Below are 19,484 nucleotides of genomic sequence, written 5' to 3'. Positions count from 1 at the left end.
CGGAGCTTTGTACAATAATTTTTATTCATGATATACTATTTCTACATCAAAATCGGATGGCGCAGTATTCTAGTCGATTCTCCATTTTCGAGGGCGGGCCTAAAAATCCGCTGAAGGGCACATCGATGAAGTTCTTCGCTTTGGCTCGAGGCGCCCAGCCTTGGGTCATTGCTGGGAGTAAAGGTGCTAAGGGCGATCCACAACGGCATGTGGGCGTGAACCCTTTTCACCGCGGAGGCCTTTTCCAAGCAGTCATATAATAGATTATATGACCTTGGTAAAGGTAAGACCTGACGAGAGGCAAGGGAAGCCAATCTCGCAGCGTAGCCTGCCTTGAGTGGAGCAGCGGGAATGATGTTCTTTTGAAAGTAAGGTTTGTCGGCCAACGACCTGCTTTTTAACATCTGAAACCTGCTCTGCAAAAGAGGCTAAGAAAGTGGCACGGAATTGCTGAGGAAAACTCCTAGACTGTTTGAAAAACATTCAGGGTGGATTGCAGTGTGGTCTGAGTGGCAATCCAGTCTGATGTCCGGAGACGGCATCAAGCGGGCTTTAAAGGGAAACCGCCGGAACGGCGACGTTCGGGCAGCCGGTTGGGAAAACCTACTGGACCTAAGCCATAATGTTTACGCCCTGAATGGCCTCCGATTTTGTTACATAAGGTTTACGAATTAAAAATAAAGTGAATATACTGTCTAGGTGATATAAATAATATTATGAAAACTGTATGGAAAAAATCGATAAACTGGAGTCTTTTTATTGCCGTTATCACGTTGGTGTTAGCGGCTATTTTTTCAATTGTATCCACTGCTGTGCTTTCGGGAGTAGGATGGGCCATTGGTATGCTGATTGTATTATTTATTGTACTTATCGGTGTTGTATTTGATATGGTCGGCGTGGCGGCAACCGCTGCGGAAGAAAAACCTTTTCACGCGATGGCTGCCAAGAAGGTGCCCGGCGCCTACCAAAGTATGGTTATAACGAGAAATGCAGATAAAGTGGCTAACTTCTGCGCTGATGTGATAGGTGATATCTCAGGTGTTGTCAGCGGTGCTGCAACATCAGCAGTCGTTATTCAACTTGCTGTAGTGCTGGGATCCCAGGACGGCAGCACCCTGCAGGCGGTGTTAAATGTCGTATTTACGGCTATTGTTGCTTCACTTACTGTAGGAGGAAAAGCTCTCGGAAAAACGTTTGCAATTCAATTTTCAACAAATATTATTTTTCAGGTTGGTAAATTTTTCTATGTCATGGAAACAAAGTTCAAGCTCAGGATTTTCAGTAAAAAGCAAAAGAAAAAGAAAGCTTAATTGATGGAAAGTGAGGGTTCAGCAATGAATCTTGAAACGATCAAGAACCCAGAATTTGTAAAAGACTGTACTCAGCAGGAACTAAAAGAACTTGCTATTGATATCAGGGAATTTCTTGTCCGCAAGCTGTCCGTAACAGGAGGACACCTTGGACCTAACCTTGGAGTAGTGGAATTAACCCTTATCCTGCATTCGCTGTACGATTCCCCTAAAGATAAACTTATCTGGGATGTCGGCCACCAGTCCTACGTACACAAGATCTTAACAGGACGTGCCGGTGATTTTGATTCATTGAGAAAATATAAAGGCCTCTGCGGTTTTCCTAAACGCAACGAAAGCGATCATGATGTATGGGAAACAGGACATAGCTCCACTTCCTTATCCGCCGCTATGGGAATGGCTCTTTCCAGCCAGATCAAGGGCAATGACAGCAAAGTAGCAGCTATAATCGGAGACGGAGCGCTCACCGGCGGCATGGCTTTGGAAGCGCTAAATCATATCGGCCATGAGCAGACGGACCTGACAATCATCCTAAATGATAATGAGATGTCCATTGCACCCAATGTAGGAGCTCTGCACGGTATATTGGGACGCATGAGAAAAGCAAATACTTATCAAAAAACAAAAGACGATGTAGAAGATATTCTAAAAAGAATTCCTGCTTTTGGCGGAAAGATTGCGGCTACTGCCGAACGCCTGAAGGACAGTCTTAAATTTATGGTAACAACAGGAATGTTTTTTGAAGAAATGGGATTCACCTATTTAGGGCCGGTAGATGGACATGATCTTGATGACCTGCGCTCCAATATAGCCTTTGCGAAACAGACAAAAGGCCCTGTAATCGTTCATACGATTACGAAAAAAGGAAAAGGCTACGCTCCGGCGGAAAATGATGCAAAAGGCACGTGGCATGGTCTCGGACCGTATAAAATTGATTCCGGAGAAGTCGTTAAAAAGCCTGGACCACCCGCTTACAGCGGGGTCTTCAGCTCCACGCTCCAGAAAATGGCTGCTGCAGATCCTGATATTGTAGCAATTACGGCAGCAATGCCGGGCGGAACAAAGCTGGATTCATTCGCGGAGAAATTTCCTGATAGAATGTTTGATGTGGGGATTGCCGAGCAGCACGCTACTACTATGGCAGCAGGCATGGCAACTCAGGGCATGAAGCCGGTATTTGCCGTATACTCAACGTTCCTTCAAAGAGGATATGACCAGCTTGTCCACGATGTGTGCCGTCAAAATCTTCATGTTGTCTTTGCGATTGATAGAGCGGGACTTGTAGGAGCTGACGGAGAAACACACCAGGGGGTTTTTGATATTGCCTACCTCCGCCACCTGCCTAATATGACTATATTAATGCCTAAAGACGAGAACGAGCTTCAGCATATGCTGTATACAGCTGTTTATCATGACGGCCCTATCGCTGTCCGCTATCCACGCGGCAACGGGTACGGTATTGAAATGGACAATGAATTAAAGAAGATCGATATTGGAAAATGGGAAGTTGTAAGAGACGGTAAAGAATTAACGATACTATCCTTTGGCACGATGCTTCCTATCGCGGAAGAAGCCGCTGCGATTCTTGCGGAAGAAAACATTGATGTGCGTATCGTCAATGCACGTTCTGCCAAACCGCTGGATGCCGATATTCTACAGGAGCTGTATGAAGAAAAAGGAGCGGTTCTAACGCTGGAAGAAGCTGCGCTCCAGGGCAGCTTTGGCAGTGCAGTGCTTGAGCATTATCATGATTTAAACCAGCATGATATGGTCATTAACCGGATGGGCATTCCGGACCGCTACATTGAACACGGCAGCGTACCGGAACTGTATGAGGAAATCGGTCTTACTCCGGAGAACGTAGCGGGAACACTTAGAGACATGGTGCCGGCAAAGCGGCAGAGGGCCTGAACATGAAAAAAGAACGAATTGATGTACTTTTAGTCAACAAAGGCTTTTTTGAAACAAGAGAAAAAGCTAAAAGATCAATAATGGCCGGACTCGTTTTTGTGAAAGACGAACGGGTGGATAAACCAGGTGCCAGAGTTGACGTGGAGGCTCCTTTACGAGTTAAAGGAGACACCATGCCATATGTAAGCCGGGGAGGACTTAAGCTTGAAAAAGCCATTAAGTCCTTTCATCTTGACTTTAAAGAAAAAAAAGTCCTTGATATTGGTGCTTCAACAGGCGGATTTACGGACTGTGCAATTCAGCACGGAGCTGATTTTGTATATTCCTGTGATGTCGGCTATAACCAGCTGGCGTGGAGCCTGCGCAATCATGAAAAAGTAGAAGTAATGGAACGGATGAATTTTCGTTATGCAGTAAAAGATGATTTCAAAAAAGGCACGCCTGATATTGCCGTGGCGGATGTGTCTTTTATTTCTTTGAAGTGGATTGTTCCGCCTTTATATTCCATTCTCGCAGAGAACGGAGAAGCGATGCTTCTTGTTAAGCCCCAGTTTGAAGCCGGACGCACAAAAGTGGGTAAAAAAGGTATCGTCCGTGATCCTGCCGTTCATCTTGAAGTACTCGAGAATACAACATCGATGGCAGCTGCAGCCGGATTTACCTGCAGGAATGTCAGCTACTCTCCTATTACAGGAGGAGAAGGAAACATTGAATTTCTTCTTTATCTTCAAAAGGGAAGTCATCCGGAAAGTGAATTGTCAAAAGATGCATTACCTCAAATAGTGGATGAAGCCCATGCCAGCTTCTCTTCCTGATTTATTCTCCGGCGCGTATGCATGAATAAAACATCATATTGTATAAATATAAATTTTTAGGTATGATAGATGTAATGTATACTGCTCAGGGAGGAACGAGAATGAATAAAGGACAAAGACATATAAAAATTAGAGAGTTAATTACGAACGTAGATATTGAAACACAGGATGAACTGGTCGAAAGATTAAAGAATGCCGGGTATAATATTACACAGGCAACTATCTCCAGAGACATTAAAGAACTTCATTTAGTAAAAGTGCCTATGATGGACGGACGTTATAAATACAGCCTCCCGGCTGATCAGCGTTTTAATCCGCTTCAAAAGCTGAAAAGAGCTCTTATCGACTGCTTTGTAGGAATTGATCAATCAGAGAATTTAATTGTAATGAAAACGCTGCCCGGAAATGCTAACGCTGTTGGAGCTCTCATTGACAACCTGGACTGGGAAGAAATTATGGGAACCATCTGCGGAGATGACACTATTCTAATTATCTGCAAAGAGCGTAAACATACTACTTTTATTTCCAATCGTTTTTTAGATATGCTTTAAATTCTATAGGTGCTGACTGAGGTGCGTACGAAATGCTGGAAGAATTATCCATTAAGAATTTTGCCATTATTGAGTCATTAACTGTTCCATTTTCGGAAGGACTTACTGTACTGACAGGAGAGACCGGGGCCGGGAAATCAATTATTATTGATGCAATAGGACTGCTTATTGGCGGCCGCGGTTCCGTAGAATATGTAAGACATGGAGAGAAACGTGCTGAAATTGAAGGCTTGTTCTATGTCAGCAGTGATCATCCTGCTAAAGACAAGTTGATTGAGGCAGGAATTGAATTAGAAGAAGGTATGCTCGTTTTAAGACGGGATATTACCGACCAGGGGAAGAGTATATGCCGGATAAACGGCAAACTTGTTACGCTGGCTATTCTTCGTGAAATGGGACAAAGCCTGGTCGACATTCACGGCCAGCATGAGCATCAGGAACTGATGCAGACCGAAAAACATTTATTCATGCTGGACAGCTATGCAGGAAGTGATCTGCGGGAAGCGCGGCAGGACTATAAAGAGCGGTATAAAACGTTTGTTTCCTGGAAGAAAAAATGGAGCCAGCTGAAAGAAAGTGATCAGGACACCGCAAACAGGCTCGATTTCATTAAATATCAATTAAATGAAATTGAACAGGCGGAACTCCGCCCGGGAGAAGACGAGGAGCTTGAAAAAGAAAGCTACGTTCTTGCCAACAGTGAGAAACTTTACCGTTCTCTTCATGAAGCATATGAAAGCCTGTATGGAGAAGGACGTTCCCTGGACTGGGCCGGTATGGCAGTATCCAATATTGAAGACGCGGCTTCCATCGATGAATCCCTTCAAAAGCTCCTTGAATCCGTCAATTCGGCTTATTTTGCCCTCGAAGAAGCCACTTATTCGTTAAGGGAGCACGCCGACTCACTTGCTTTTGATCCGGAACGCCTGAACGATATCGAAAAAAGGCTTGATGAGATCCGCCAGCTCAAACGCAAGTACGGCAGTTCAGTGGATGAAGTGCTTGAATATGCGGCTAAGATTGAAGAAGAAATAGAATCATTGGATAATAAAGACGAGCGTCTGGAAATGTATGAAAAGAAAATGCACCAGTCTTTTCTGGATCTGTCCGCTGATGCCCAGACCCTGACAGATATACGGGTGCAGGCAGGGCTGGCGCTCGCTGAAGAAGTGCAGCGAGAGCTTCAGTCCCTGTTTATGAAAAGCGCCCAGCTGAAAGTCGAAATGACGGATTTGTCACGTGGGCAGGAATATCAGGACAAGCATAAGTCAGTATTCTTTAATGAAAACGGCAGGGATAAAGTGGAGTTTCTGCTATCAACTAATTCCGGTGAACCGCTGAAGCCTCTGGCAAAGGTTGCTTCCGGCGGAGAAATATCCAGAATTATGCTCGCAATGAAAACTATTTTATCTGGTTTTCAAAGTGTAACTTCTCTTATTTTTGATGAAGTAGATACCGGAGTGAGCGGAAGAGTAGCCCAGGCGATAGCGGAGAAAATTTACCGCGTCTCAAGAGGCTCGCAGGTTCTCTGTATTTCCCATCTGCCGCAGGTGGCAGCTATGGCCGATAACCATTTGTATATTGAAAAGAAAGAAAACGACAATAGAGTGATCACAACCGTAACACCGCTGCCGGAACAGGAAAAAATAGATGAAATCGCCCGGATGATTTCAGGTGTGGAAGTAACAGAGCTCACAAAAGAGAATGCAAATGAAATCCTGTCAATGGCTGAAAAAATGAAAGTTCTAAACAAATAGAGGTCAGAAGACGTACCGGCCTGGAGAAGATAGCTGGAAAGGATAATAGACTATGAGCAGGATCAGAGTAGGGCTTGCAGATGACAATAGAGAATTAATCGAACTGCTGAAAGAATATGTAGACAATCAGGCAGATATGGAAGTAGCAGGCTGGGCTTACAACGGTCAGGAGTGCATTAATATGGTGGTTGAAAAATCGATTGATGTGCTCGTACTCGATATCATTATGCCGCATATCGATGGACTGGCTGTTCTGCAGAAGATAAAAGACCTCCGGCACACTCAGCCCCCTAAGGTCATAATGCTTACGGCATTCGGGCAGGAAGATATTACTAAAAGATCAGTAGAACTTGGCGCCTCCTACTATATTTTGAAGCCTTTTGATATGGAGTCTCTTGTTTCACATATTAGAGGAGTGCACGAGCCATCAGCGGCTGCCGCTGTGTCTTCAGCAGAAGAAGTAACGTACAGCCCTTTAATTGAAGAGCAGGCAGGAGCCTTCTTAAAAGAAATGGGCATTCCACTTCATATCAGAGGGTATATGTATTTAAAAGATGCCATTGTTTTAGTGAAAAAAGATCCGGATTATTTAAAGGCAATCACGAAATCGCTCTATCCGCAGATCGCCTTTCTGCACAATACTACAGCCAGCAGGGTGGAACGCTCCATCCGGCATGCTATTGAAGTGTGCTGGGCAAAAGAGGAGAAAGAAAAATTGGATACAATGTTTGCCGGCCGGAAAGATGCTGCCGCCAAACCATCCAATTCCGTATTTATAGCAGTGGCAGCCGATCAGCTGTCTTCTGCAAGATAGTTGTCCTGAAAAAAAGCAGGAGTGAAAGTAGTCCCCTTTTCCGGGCTGATTACTTTACTCCTGCTTTTTTGTTTTTCCGGTCCCGATAGAGAACAAATCCAGCTATGAACCAAACACCTCCGATCAATAAAAGAAGTCCTGTGATAAACTGAAGCCATAAAAAGGGAAAAGGAGGCTGCAGAATCTGAAAAAGCATGTCCCGCATCAGCTTGATGCCCCAGGCAGCCAAAAATCCAGGTATAACGAGTATTAATAAAGCGATAAAGCGCATACAAACCTCTCCCGGCACTATGTATATTTTTCTGTACAATGTTATTGTAGCGTAAGAGTCGGGTTACAGACAACCTTTATCCAGGGAGGTACAGATGAATAAAAAATCAAATAAAATAATTAATGATCTGGTCATAGAAGCAGCTAATGATGGTATTATAGCAGTAGACCAAAACGGAAAAATTGTGCTGTTCAATAAGGCTGCGTCGTTAATGACTGGTATCAGCCAAAAAAAAGCGATGAAAGCACACGTAAAAGAAGTGCTTCCGGAAACTGGTCTTATGGACGTTATAGCATCTAAAAAACGACAGGTGAACCAGGCCATGAAATTTCCCAACGGCATCTCTATTCTCACAACCAGAATGCCTTTGTACTATGAGGATCAATGCATAGGGGCCTTTTCTATATTTAAAGATACAACCCAGATCGAAAAAATGGCTGCTAAAATGACAGATCTGCAGCGCATGAAGGAAATGCTTGAATCTATCATTCAATCATCAGATGAAGCTATTTCCGTCGTGGACGAAAAAGGGAACGGCATGGTTATTAATCCTGCTTATTCCAGGCTGACCGGCCTTCAGGAAAAAGATATAATCGGCAAACCTGCCCACACTGACATTGCGGAGGGCAGCAGTATGCACATGAAAGTACTTGAGACAGGAAAATCGTTTCGCCGTGTGCCGATGAGAGTGGGACCGTCGCATAAAGAAGTGCTGGTCAATGTCTCACCAATTATTGCCGGGGGCATGCTTAAGGGAAGCGTAGGGATTCTGCAGGATGTATCGGAACTAAGAGAGCTTACAAAAGAGCTCGAACGTACCAGACAGCGTCTGCGCACGCTCGAAGCTAAATATACGTTTGAAGATATCGTCGGAAAGTCAGAAGCCCTGCGCGTTTCTATCGAACAGGCAAAGCTGAGTGCCGATCTTCCCGTAACTATATTGCTAAGAGGAGATTCCGGAACAGGGAAGGAGCTGTTTGCCCATGCTATACATAATGCAAGTGCAAGAAGATATGATAAATTTGTACGGGTCAACTGTGCTGCTATACCGGAAACCTTAATAGAGAGTGAACTGTTCGGCTATGAAAAAGGTGCTTTTTCCGGTGCAGATCCAAGAGGGAAGAAAGGCCTGTTTGAAGAAGCGGCCCAGGGCACCATTTTTCTGGACGAAATCGGAGAGCTGAGCTTTTCAGCACAATCCAAACTGCTCCGGGTCCTTCAGGAAAAAGAAGTAGTTCGGGTTGGCGGAGTGAAAAGCATAGCAGTGGAAGCCAGGGTTATTGCAGCTACAAATCAGCCGCTGGAAAAAGCAGTGAAAGAGGGAACCTTTCGAGAGGACTTATACTACAGGCTGCAGCGTATGCCTATAACTGTTCCTTCCTTATCCGAAAGAAAAGAAGATATTTACGAGCTCTCCTATTATTTTTTAGAACGCATTAACCAGGAATATGGACGTTCCGTTACAACGATCTCGCCGCCGGCGGTTTCCTATTTATCCGGGTATTATTGGCCCGGTAATGTAAGAGAATTGGAAAATATACTTGGACGTGCCGTTATCACTATGGGCCCCCAGGAAAAAATAATGGAAAAGCATCACCTGCCGGTATTGGAGGCAGACAAACCGGCCCCTCTTCAAATGTCTGCATTTAATCTGCAGACTGAGGGGCTCGAGGAGCAGGTAAATAAGATAGAAGCCGAAGCAGTCCTTCATGCATTAAAAATCTGCGGAGGCAATAAAACCCAAGCAGCCAGGCATCTGAAAATTTCCCTGAGGACGTTATATAATAAAATGCAAAAACATAAAATTGAATGATATTGCATGCAATTTTATGCATGGTATGAAAAAATGTGCATAGTTAACTGACTAAAATGACCGTATAGAGCGGCGGATAAATGGCACGGAGATTGCATTAACAGTGTTTGAATACATATAAAAGGAGAGGCTCATGAATCTAGACGATGTAATGCAGCAGGTACACGCCCATCCTCAGAAAACCATCGCGGTGGCAGCCGCTGATAATGCGAAGGTAATTGAAGGAGTGAAAGAAGCTCTGGACTGCAGGTTAGGTTCATTTCGTCTGTATGGAGAAGAAGAGAAAATCCGCAGGCTTCTGCACGATGCCGGGTTAAATGAATATAACCATATCAAAGTAATACCGACGAGGGATATGGAAGAATCGGCAAGGCTTGCAGTCACGGCTGTGCGAACGGGAAAAGCCGATATTTTAATGAAAGGCATGCTTCCTACAAGTGATCTTCTTAAATCCGTATTAAATAAAGAATACGGGCTGAGAACAAACAAAACACTTTCACATGTAGCTATGTTTGAAATTCCTGAATATGAACGATTTATTTTTCTGACAGATTCTGCCATGAATATAGCGCCGGACTTAACTAAAAAGGCCGATATTATCGCAAATGCTGTCCATGCAGCCAGATCGATGGGATTTGAACATCCTAAAGTAGCGGCTCTGGCAGCCGTAGAGGTAGTTAATCCGGATATGCAGTCGACGCTTGATGCGGCGGTTCTTACCGCCATGAATAATAGAGGACAGATCAAACATTGTACGGTAGACGGCCCGCTTGCACTCGATAATGCTATCTCCACAGAGGCGGCCGCCTATAAAGGAATACAAGGGGAAGTGGCGGGACGCGCGGATATTCTGCTTGTTCCGACCGTAGAAATAGGAAACACGCTTTATAAATCGCTGGTTTATTTTTCCAAGGCAAAAGTAGGCGGTATTATAGCAGGAGCAAAAGCCCCAATTGTGCTCACATCAAGAGCAGATTCCAACAAAAGTAAGCTGTATTCCATTGCTATGGCCTGTCATATGATCGAATTCGAACAAAATATTGCAGCAGGGGGTCGTTAAAATGAAATTATTCGAAAAGCTCGAGCAGTATGATTACGAACAGATCGTTTACTGCCAGGATAGAACGTCCGGACTAAAAGCTATCATCTCCATTCATGACACAACATTAGGACCGGCATTAGGCGGAACACGCATGTGGAATTATACGAGTGAAGAAGCAGCGCTTGAAGATGTGCTTCGTCTTTCTAAAGGAATGACCTATAAAAACGCGGCAGCGGGATTAAATCTTGGCGGCGGAAAAGCCGTTATTATCGGGGACCCCAGGAAAGATAAAAATGAATTTATGTTCAGGGCATTCGGCCGCTATATTCAGGGACTTGCAGGCCGCTATATAACGGCAGAGGATGTTGGAACCACTGTTGAGGATATGGATATGATTTATGCCGAAACAAACTACGTAACAGGCATTTCCCCGGCATTCGGCTCCAGCGGAAATCCATCCCCTGTTACAGCGTATGGCGTGTATGTAGGCATGAAGGCTGCGGTAAATGAAGCATTCGGAAGCGATGACCTTGCCGGTAAAACGGTGGCGGTGCAGGGAGTAGGGAACGTTTCTTATCAGCTTTGTAAATATCTGCATGAAGAAGGAGCCACTATTATCGTAACGGATATTCATAAAGATTCCGTTATGAGAGCCGTTCAGGATTTTAATGCAAAAGCGGTTGATCCAAAAGATATTTACGATACAGCCTGTGATGTTTTCAGCCCGTGTGCACTCGGAGCCGTCATTAATGATGACACGATAGACAGACTGAAAGCGAAAGTTATAGCAGGAGCTGCAAACAATCAGCTGCAGGACAATAAACACGGCGATCTGCTGCATGAAAGAGGAATCGTTTATGCTCCTGATTATGTAATCAATGCCGGCGGAGTGATCAACGTGGCAGACGAACTGTACGGATACAATCAAGAGCGCGCGTTTAAACGAGTGGAAGGCGTTTATGATAACATAAAAAAAGTAATGGAAATTTCCAAAAGAGACCATATCCCAACCTATGCAGCAGCGGATAGAATGGCCGAGGAGCGGATCGAATTCATGAAACGGTCCACGTCCCAGTTTCTTACAAAGCAGCAGCATACATTAAGCAGGCGGGATAGGTAATGAACGAACAAAACGCAGCCGGTGATAACCTGTACACATTGATTATAAATCCGGGATCCACCTCTACTAAAATTGCAGTTTACCAGGGTGAATCGGAATTATATAGAGAAACAATTTCTCATATGCAGGAAAAAGAGATGCTCGACAAGCGGATACAAGAGCAAAAGCAGGACCGGAAAGAGGCCATACTGCAATCTCTGAAATCCCATCAGATACATCTGTCTGACATCGGGCTGATCACAGCCCGGGGCGGCCTGATGAGACCTGTAGAGAGCGGAACCTATGAAGTTAATGATAAAATGATTTCGGATTTGTCGACAAATAAATACGGGGAACATGCTTCCAATTTAGGAGCGGTAATCGGAGTGGAGCTGAGCCGGGAAACAAACGAGGCTCCGGTATATATTACAGACCCGGTGGTTGTAGATGAGCTCGAGGATCTTGCCAGATTTACCGGCATAAAGTCGATGGAGCGGAAAAGCATTTTCCACGCCCTTAACCAAAAAGCTGCTGCTAAGAAAGCGGCCGCAGCACTTAATAAAGAATACGAAGAACTCCAGTTGATTGTTATTCATCTGGGAGGGGGAATTTCAGTCGGTGCCCATGCTTTCGGAAAAGTGATAGATGTAAACAACGGGCTGGACGGAGAAGGACCTTTTTCACCGGAACGTGCGGGAACTCTTCCTGTAGGAGATGTTATAAAAGAAGCTTATTCAGGAAATTATACAGAAAGTCAGCTGAAAAAAAGGTATGTAGGCAACGGCGGGCTGAAAAGTTATTTTGAAACCAGCGATACGGCTGCGCTGGAGAAACGAAAGGATGCAGGCGATACAGAAATTGACTCCGTACTGCGTGCCATGGTATATCAAACGGCCAAAGAAGCAGGTGCTATGGCTTCTGTTCTAAAAGGACGGGTCGATGCGTTAATCGTTACCGGAGGAATAGCCAACAGCAGCTGGATATGCCGGGAGCTTGAGAATTATATCAGCTGGATAGCTCCTGTTCTGCATTATCCCGGAGAAGATGAAATAGCTGCTTTATTCACAGGTGCATATAACACATGGAACACAGGAACTAAAGCAAAAAAATATTAATACAGGGGGAATTCAGCGATGGCCGAAGAGTATGACCTGGTTATATTAGGAGCCGGCACCGGTGGATATGTAGCTGCCATTAAAGCCGCTCAGGCAGGATTAAAAACAGCAATTGTAGAAAAAGATAAAGTAGGCGGTACCTGCCTTCATAAAGGATGCATTCCAAGCAAATCCTTATTAAAAAGCGCGGAAATGTTTCAGGCCATACAGCATAGTGAATCTTACGGCATTACGGCTGATAATGTGACGCTTGCTTTTGATAAAGTACAAAAAAGAAAAAACGACATTGTGGATAAGCTTCACCGCGGCGTGCAGCATTTGATGCAAAAAGGAAAAATAGACGTATTCGATGGATATGGGCGGATTCTGGGACCGTCTATTTTTTCCCCAAGTGCCGGAACCATTTCAGTAGAGCGCACCGATAAAGAAGAGAATACTATGCTTATTCCAAAACAGGTAATAATAGCGACAGGATCAAGACCTGCTGAACTAGAAGGTCTGCCAACAGACGGAAACCGGATTCTTCATTCTGAACATGTACTGGAACTAAAAAAACTGCCGGCCTCGATTGTTATTATAGGCGGTGGAGTAATCGGGGTGGAATGGGCCTCAATGTTTAATGATTTCGGAACAGAGGTTACGTTAATTGAATATGCGGAGAGAATACTGCCGGGAGAAGACGGAGCCGTATCCAAAGCAATGCAGAAAGCGCTCGAGAATAAAGGCGTGAAGATACTTACAGGCACGAAAGTAAAAGCTGGTGAAACAGAAATGCTGGAAGAACAAGTTACCATTCATGCCGTAGACAACAGCGGAAATGATCAGGCGTTCGAAGCAGAGCAGGTCCTTGTTTCCATTGGGAGAAAAGCCAACGTGGAAGATATCGGCCTCAGTAATACCGATATCGAAATAAAGAATGGCGTTATCGAAGTAAACGGCATGTACCAGACAAAAGAGTCGCATATTTATGCCATTGGCGACGTCATCGGCGGCCTGCAGCTGGCTCATGTGGCTTCAAAAGAGGGAGCGATTGCTGTAGACCACATACTGGGCAGGGATCCTCTGCCTCTTGATAATCAAACAGTGCCGCGCTGCATTTACAGCAGTCCGGAAGCGTCAAGTATTGGTATGAGTCAGGAAGAAGCAGACAAAAAAGGCCTGCGTGTGAAAACAAGTTCGTTTCCATTCCAGGCAATAGGAAAAGCTCTTGTTAATGGAAACACAGAGGGATTTGTGAAAATAATCATTGATGAAGATACGGATGATTTAGTAGGCGTCCATATGATTGGCAGCGGCGTAACGGAGCTGATAAGTGAAGCCGCGATGGCTAAAATACTAGATGCATCCCATTTGGAAATAAAGGAAACCATTCATCCGCACCCATCGCTGTCCGAGTCATTTGGAGAAGCGGTGCTGGCCGTGGACGGATTAGCAGTTCATTCATAAAGGAGGCGGAAACGATGGAAGCACTAACCCACCGGAACCTTGGTCTGACAGACGAACAGGTTCTTGAAATGTACGAAAAAATGCTGCTCGCACGAAAAATTGATGAACGTATGTGGCTTCTAAACCGTGCCGGTAAAATCCCGTTTGTTATTTCCTGCCAGGGCCAGGAGGCCGCACAGGTTGGCGCTGCAATGGCGCTGAATACAGAAGAAGACTATATTCTGCCTTATTACAGAGACATCGGGGTCGTACTTACATTTGGTATGACCGCAAAAGATTTAATGATGTCCGGTTTTGCGAAAGCAGATGATCCCAATTCAGCCGGCAGGCAGATGCCGGGTCACTTTGGCCAGAAAAAAAACCGGATTGTTACGGGGTCTTCGCCGGTTACCACCCAAGTGCCGCATGCGGTTGGATTTGCACTTGCCAGTAAGATGAAAAAGAAAGGTTTTGTTGCCTTTACTACGTTTGGAGAAGGATCTTCCAATCAAGGGGACTTTCACGAAGGGGCGAACTTCGCAGGAGTTCATAAGCTCCCAGTCATCTTACTGTGTGAGAACAACAAATATGCGATAAGTGTTCCAATCGAAAAACAGCTGGCCTGCGAAAAAGTATCGGACCGGGCGTCAGGGTATGGAATGCCGGGGTACACCGTAGATGGCAATGACCCGCTTGCTGTATATGACGTTGTGAAAAAAGCAGCCGACCGGGCAAGAAACGGTGAAGGACCTACATTAATTGAAACGGTCTCCTACCGGCTTACACCACATTCAAGTGATGATGATGATCGTTCTTACCGCACGAAAGAAGAAGTGGCGGAAGCAAAAACAAAAGACGCGGTTTATACGTTTGCCGTTCGTTTAAGAGATGCCGGCATTCTTACGGATGAAGTAGAAGAGAAAATGATCGAACGTATTACGATAGATATCGACGCTGCGACAGAGGCAGCCGAAAAAGCAGAGTATGCGAGAGCCGAAGATACGCTCAAACATGTATATAAAGAAGGAGGGGATGCATAATGGCGGTTATGACTTACATTCAGGCAGTTACAAAAGCACTTGAAGAAGAAATGCACCGGGATGAAGATGTATTTGTGCTGGGTGAAGATGTCGGCGCCCGCGGCGGTGTATTCCGGGCCACGGACGGTCTGCATGCCACCTTCGGTGATGAACGCGTAATGGACACGCCGCTGGCTGAATCGGCTATAGCGGGTGTTGCTATTGGAGCTGCCATGTATGGAATGAGACCGGTGGCAGAAATGCAGTTTGCTGATTTTATTATGCCGGCATTTAACCAGATCGTATCGGAAGCCGCCAAGATCCGCTACCGGTCAAACAACGACTGGGACTGCCCGATCACGATCCGTGCCCCATATGGAGGCGGCGTGCACGGGGCATTGTATCACTCCCAGTCTATAGAAGCATTGTTTTCGTCGGTGCCGGGACTTAAAGTCGTCATGCCGTCGACGCCTTATGACGTGAAGGGCCTTTTAAAAGCCGCGATCCGTGACGATGATCCCGTTTTATTTCTAGAACATAAACGGGCGTATCGTTTAATAAAAGGAGACGTTCCTGATGAAGATTATACGCTCCCTATCGGTAAGGCGGACATTAAAAGAGAAGGGGAAGACATAACGGTTATTACGTACGGACTTTGTGTTCACTTTGCCCTGCAGGCCGCTGAAAAGCTGGAAAAAGAAGGACATTCGGCCCACATTCTCGACCTGCGTACCGTCTATCCGCTCGATCAGGAAGCGATTATTGAAGCCGCAAAAAAAACAGGGAAAGTGCTGCTGATTACCGAGGACAATAAAGAAGGCAGCATTATCGGCGAAGTGGCTGCCATTATTGCAGAACACTGCCTGTTTGATCTGGATGCCCCTATTCAACGCCTGGCAGGACCTGACGTGCCGGCAATGCCATACGCTCCGCCTATGGAAAAGTATTTTATGATGAATCCGGATAAAGTAGAAACGGCCATGAGAGATCTGGCAGAATATTAAGGGGGATGAAAGTATGGCTGAAAAAATCTCAATGCCCCAGCTTGGTGAAAGCGTTACGGAAGGAACAATAACCAAGTGGCTCGTGCAGCCGGGGGATAAAGTGAAAAAATATGATCCGCTGGCAGAAGTCATGACCGATAAAGTCAATGCGGAAGTGCCATCTATGTTTGATGGAACGATTCAGGAACTTGTAGCTAAAGAGGATGAAACGGTGGCAGTAGGTGAATTGATCTGCTATATAGAAGCAGAAGGAGCAGTTTCCGAAGAACAGGATACAAAGCCGGATGCTCCCGTCGAAGCCGGTGCTGTTGCTGAAAAAACTACAGATAAGGCAGCGGGCGGGAATAGATACTCTCCTGTTGTGCTGAAGCTTGCCCAGCAGTATCAAATAGATCTTTCTTCGCTTCAGGGAAGTGGCCGAAACGGACGCGTCACAAAAAAAGACGTGGAGGCAGCTCAGCAGAATCCGTCTCCTAAAACAACTGAGCAGAAACTGGAAAATAAAGAGCAGAGCGCTCCAGCTGTGAAAGCAGCCCCTGAAAAAACGGCGGCAGGAGATATAGAAATTCCGATTGCTGGTGTAAGAAAAGCGATTGCAGCAAATATGAGCAAAAGCAAATCGGAAATTCCGCATGCGTGGACAATGATAGAAGTGGATGTTACCAACCTGGTAAATTACCGCAACAGTATGAAAGATGCCTTTAAGCAGGCTGAAGGGTATCCAATTACGTTTCTGCCATTTTTTATCCAGGCTGCAGCAGAATCTTTAAAAGAATTTCCGGCTTTAAATGCCTATTGGCAGGGAGATAAAATTATTCAGAAAAAGGATATTAACATATCGATAGCCGCTGCTACGGAGGAGGCTCTTTATGTGCCGGTAATCCAGCATGCCGATGAAAAAAATATTAAAGGCCTTGCCAAAGATGTGGCCTCTATTTCCGATAAAGTAAAAAAAGGAACGCTTTCGGGAGAGGACATGCGCGGCGGCACTTTCACCGTTAACAATACCGGTTCCTTCGGTTCCATCCAATCTGCGCCGATTATTAATCAGCCGCAGGTAGCCATTTTGTCTGTAGAATCAATTGTCAAACGTCCGGTTGTTATGCCGGGAGACATGATTGCGATCCGCCACATGGTAAACCTGTGCCTGTCACTTGATCACCGGGCATTGGACGGTCTCGTCTGCGGACGGTTCCTGCAGAGTATGAAAAATAAATTAGAGCAGATTTCCGGATAATACAGTAAGTCGAAAACCTTCTTAAAAAAGAAGGTTTTTTTCTGTTTTAAAAAAGAACCATTCCTGTTTACAAATCGTAACTTTTACGATATGCTGTTTTCAATATAAAAGAAAAGACCAAAAAAGGAGTACTAAGCATGAAAAAAACACTATTATACTCTTTGATTACCGGTGCATCGCTTGCAATGGCAGCATGCGGAGGAAGCAGTGAGGAAGATTCAGAAGCGTCCGGAGATCAAGATGAAGCACTGCAGGTATATACAACGCTTTACGCCTGGGAATACGTAACAGAACGTATAGGCGGAGAACATGTAGAGGTGAACAATATTGTGCCTGCCGGTACCGATGTACATAACTTCGAACCAACGGCTCAGACGATGGTGGATATTGCGGAATCCGATATGTTTGTGTATACAGGAGCGGGAATGGAAGGTTTTGCAGGTGCCATTAATGACTCCATTGAAAATGAAGACGTAACAAGCCTGGAAGTAACGAACGGAATGGAGCTTGCCTCCTACGAGCATGACCACAGCCATGCTGAAGAAGACGGCCACAGCGATGAGGAGCATGGTCACGATGAAGAACATGCCCATGAGGAGGAAGAAGACCACAGCGAAGAGGAGCACGCTGAAGAAGAAGAGAGCCATGGAGATCAGGATCCACACGTATGGCTTGACCCCGCTCTTACAAAAGAAGCAGCAGAAACTATAAAAAATGAGCTGGCTTCCAAAAATCCGGAGCAGGAAGCTGTCTTCCAGGAAAATTATGATGCATTATCTGAGGAACTGGACAGCCTGGACAGTGACTTTTCCGAAATGGCATCCGGCTCAGAAAAAGACTCCTTTTTAGTTTCCCACGCAGGGTATGGATACTGGGAAGAAAGATATGATATCCACCAGATTGGCATCAGCGGCCTTTCGCCTTCAAATGAACCATCCCAGCGTCAGATTCAGGAAATTATAGCTCTTGCTGAGGAAAACAATTTAAACTACGTGATGGTGGAGCAGAATATTCCATCGAATACAGCAGATGTCGTTCAGGATGAAACAGGAGCCGAGGCGCTCGAACTTCATAATCTGGAGTCGCTTTCGGAAGAAGAAATAAACAGCGGGGAAGACTACTTTAGTTTAATGGAGCAGAATGTAAGCAACCTGGATCAGGCTTTAAACAATTAAACGATAAATGCAGATCCTTGTTACTTTTTTCTTTATTTATGTACAATAGAAATGTACACTAGTCATAAAGAAGAAAGGGTGCTTACAGATGGATTTTAATTATTTTATAAATGATGTCGTACAAACGGCAAGAAAAGAAATGGAAGAAGCAGGGTACGAGCCTTTAACAACAACTGATGATGTAGATACTACATTAACTGATAAAGGAACAACGCTTGTTATGGTTAACTCTGTATGTGGATGTGCAGGAGGAATTGCCCGTCCGGCAGCAGCCTACATGAGAAACTACGAAAAGCAGCCGGATCGTTTCGTTACGGTATTCGCCGGACAGGATAAAGAAGCGACAGAAAAAGCAAGATCTTACTTTACGGGGTATGCGCCTTCTTCCCCGTCGTTTGCACTGTTAAAAGATGGAGAAATTGTCCGTATGGTGGAACGCCACGAAATTGAAGGCCATGAACCAATTGAAGTAGTACAGCAGCTTGAAAAAGCATTTGACGAATACTGCTGATGAACAAACCGAAGAGATTTTTATCTCTTCGGTTTTTTATTGACTATCACAGGCTCAGATATGGTATAATTTCATCTGGTATTCATACATAAAAGGCGGCGGATAAACATGGAAGAAATGTACAATCAGGTGCAGGAATATTTAAATATGGATGATGAAATCCCTTTTAAAGAATTCCGGGCCTATTACCAAAACGTTATTTCTCATTTTGATGAAAACGCAGAGCAGTTTTCCGAAGATGAACTATGGAAAGGGCTTTTTGTAGCAGAGAGTATTATGTCCAATGCAGAAAACCGGGCCAAAGAGGAAAGAAACAGCTCCCAGGCGAAGAAATACCGTAAAATGGCTGACCGTACCACTATGTACGCCCAGCATTTCACAAAACGAATCAATCAGCTTGGATACGGAGAAGAAGCAATTCGTGAGCGGTTCGAAGCTATGCTCGAAGAAGGTTCCAAAAAAGAAGACAGCTAATTATTGAAAAGGCGTTGACATCAGCTGTTTATTTTATTAAAATAATAAACGCTGCTTCTTATTGCGCCTATGGTGAAAGGGATATCACGCGAGATTCCGGTTCTCGTATTCCAGGTTCGAATCCTGGTAGGCGCGCCATAC

Annotated in this window: 18 protein-coding genes and 1 tRNA gene; 18 read left to right on the top strand and 1 reads right to left on the bottom strand. The window is 44.9% G+C overall.

The features are described from left to right. Positions 1 to 716: 716 nt before the first annotated feature. From ATL39_RS10645 to spo0A, 6 genes are all read left to right on the top strand, one after another. A complete protein-coding gene (locus ATL39_RS10645; protein WP_120193344.1) occupies positions 717 to 1,310 on the top strand; it encodes a hypothetical protein in 594 nt (197 codons plus the stop codon). Positions 1,311 to 1,334: 24 nt separating this feature from the next. Next, entirely contained in the window at positions 1,335 to 3,221 is a 1,887-nt protein-coding gene (dxs, locus tag ATL39_RS10640) for a 1-deoxy-D-xylulose-5-phosphate synthase (RefSeq protein WP_120193578.1), read from the top strand. A 2-nt stretch (positions 3,222 to 3,223) separates the two neighbouring features. Next, a complete protein-coding gene (locus ATL39_RS10635; RefSeq protein WP_120193343.1) occupies positions 3,224 to 4,036 on the top strand; it encodes a TlyA family RNA methyltransferase in 813 nt (270 codons plus the stop codon). Between the two features lie 101 nt (positions 4,037 to 4,137). Continuing rightward, positions 4,138 to 4,587, top strand: coding sequence for a transcriptional regulator AhrC/ArgR (ahrC, locus tag ATL39_RS10630; RefSeq protein ID WP_120193342.1), 450 nt, complete (start codon positions 4,138 to 4,140; stop codon positions 4,585 to 4,587). A 32-nt stretch (positions 4,588 to 4,619) separates the two neighbouring features. After that, positions 4,620 to 6,344 (top strand): DNA repair protein RecN, encoded by a 1,725-nt coding sequence (gene recN / locus ATL39_RS10625; RefSeq protein WP_120193341.1) that lies wholly within the window; start codon positions 4,620 to 4,622, stop codon positions 6,342 to 6,344. A gap of 52 nt (positions 6,345 to 6,396) precedes the next feature. Next, positions 6,397 to 7,158, top strand: coding sequence for a sporulation transcription factor Spo0A (gene spo0A / locus ATL39_RS10620; protein WP_120193340.1), 762 nt, complete (start codon positions 6,397 to 6,399; stop codon positions 7,156 to 7,158). Between the two features lie 49 nt (positions 7,159 to 7,207). Here spo0A and ATL39_RS10615 read toward each other — a convergent pair whose 3' ends face one another. After that, complete coding sequence (locus tag ATL39_RS10615; protein ID WP_120193339.1) at positions 7,208 to 7,429, bottom strand: DUF2627 domain-containing protein; 222 nt, start codon at positions 7,427 to 7,429, stop codon at positions 7,208 to 7,210. 94 nt (positions 7,430 to 7,523) lie between these two features. Here ATL39_RS10615 and ATL39_RS10610 point away from each other — a divergent pair, with 94 nt between their 5' ends. From ATL39_RS10610 to ATL39_RS10555, 12 genes are all read left to right on the top strand, one after another. Beyond that, positions 7,524 to 9,242: a sigma-54 interaction domain-containing protein gene (locus ATL39_RS10610; RefSeq protein ID WP_120193338.1), complete on the top strand. Its 1,719-nt coding sequence runs from the start codon at positions 7,524 to 7,526 to the stop codon at positions 9,240 to 9,242. Between the two features lie 133 nt (positions 9,243 to 9,375). Next, entirely contained in the window at positions 9,376 to 10,302 is a 927-nt protein-coding gene (gene yqiS, locus ATL39_RS10605; protein ID WP_120193337.1) for a phosphate butyryltransferase, read from the top strand. Position 10,303: 1 nt separating this feature from the next. Further along, on the top strand, positions 10,304 to 11,404 hold the full coding sequence (locus ATL39_RS10600) for a Leu/Phe/Val dehydrogenase (RefSeq protein WP_120193336.1): 1,101 nt from the start codon (positions 10,304 to 10,306) through the stop codon (positions 11,402 to 11,404). Next, positions 11,404 to 12,498: a butyrate kinase gene (gene buk, locus ATL39_RS10595; protein ID WP_120193335.1), complete on the top strand. Its 1,095-nt coding sequence runs from the start codon at positions 11,404 to 11,406 to the stop codon at positions 12,496 to 12,498. Before ATL39_RS10600 ends, buk begins: the two co-directional genes overlap by 1 nt. 18 nt (positions 12,499 to 12,516) lie before the next feature. Beyond that, positions 12,517 to 13,944 (top strand): dihydrolipoyl dehydrogenase, encoded by a 1,428-nt coding sequence (gene lpdA, locus ATL39_RS10590; protein WP_120193334.1) that lies wholly within the window; start codon positions 12,517 to 12,519, stop codon positions 13,942 to 13,944. Positions 13,945 to 13,958: 14 nt separating this feature from the next. After that, positions 13,959 to 14,963 carry a thiamine pyrophosphate-dependent dehydrogenase E1 component subunit alpha gene (locus tag ATL39_RS10585; RefSeq protein WP_120193333.1) on the top strand — a complete coding sequence of 335 codons (1,005 nt, stop codon included), beginning with the start codon at positions 13,959 to 13,961 and terminating at the stop codon, positions 14,961 to 14,963. Beyond that, on the top strand, positions 14,963 to 15,946 hold the full coding sequence (locus ATL39_RS10580; RefSeq protein WP_120193332.1) for an alpha-ketoacid dehydrogenase subunit beta: 984 nt from the start codon (positions 14,963 to 14,965) through the stop codon (positions 15,944 to 15,946). Before ATL39_RS10585 ends, ATL39_RS10580 begins: the two co-directional genes overlap by 1 nt. A gap of 13 nt (positions 15,947 to 15,959) precedes the next feature. Beyond that, on the top strand, positions 15,960 to 17,183 hold the full coding sequence (locus tag ATL39_RS10575; protein WP_120193331.1) for a dihydrolipoamide acetyltransferase family protein: 1,224 nt from the start codon (positions 15,960 to 15,962) through the stop codon (positions 17,181 to 17,183). 137 nt (positions 17,184 to 17,320) lie between these two features. Continuing rightward, on the top strand, positions 17,321 to 18,358 hold the full coding sequence (locus tag ATL39_RS10570; RefSeq protein WP_120193330.1) for a metal ABC transporter solute-binding protein, Zn/Mn family: 1,038 nt from the start codon (positions 17,321 to 17,323) through the stop codon (positions 18,356 to 18,358). A gap of 88 nt (positions 18,359 to 18,446) precedes the next feature. Then, entirely contained in the window at positions 18,447 to 18,869 is a 423-nt protein-coding gene (locus ATL39_RS10565) for a BrxA/BrxB family bacilliredoxin (RefSeq protein WP_120193329.1), read from the top strand. 108 nt (positions 18,870 to 18,977) lie between these two features. Further along, on the top strand, positions 18,978 to 19,343 hold the full coding sequence (locus ATL39_RS10560) for a hypothetical protein (protein ID WP_120193328.1): 366 nt from the start codon (positions 18,978 to 18,980) through the stop codon (positions 19,341 to 19,343). Positions 19,344 to 19,406: 63 nt separating this feature from the next. Next, positions 19,407 to 19,481 (top strand) — tRNA-Arg (locus ATL39_RS10555). Positions 19,482 to 19,484 lie beyond the last annotated feature (3 nt).

Origin of the sequence: Sinobaca qinghaiensis (assembly GCF_003610495.1) — a bacterium.
Taxonomy (GTDB): Bacteria; Bacillota; Bacilli; order Bacillales; family Marinococcaceae; genus Sinobaca; species Sinobaca qinghaiensis.
This window is presented reverse-complemented; position numbering and strand designations above follow the sequence as displayed.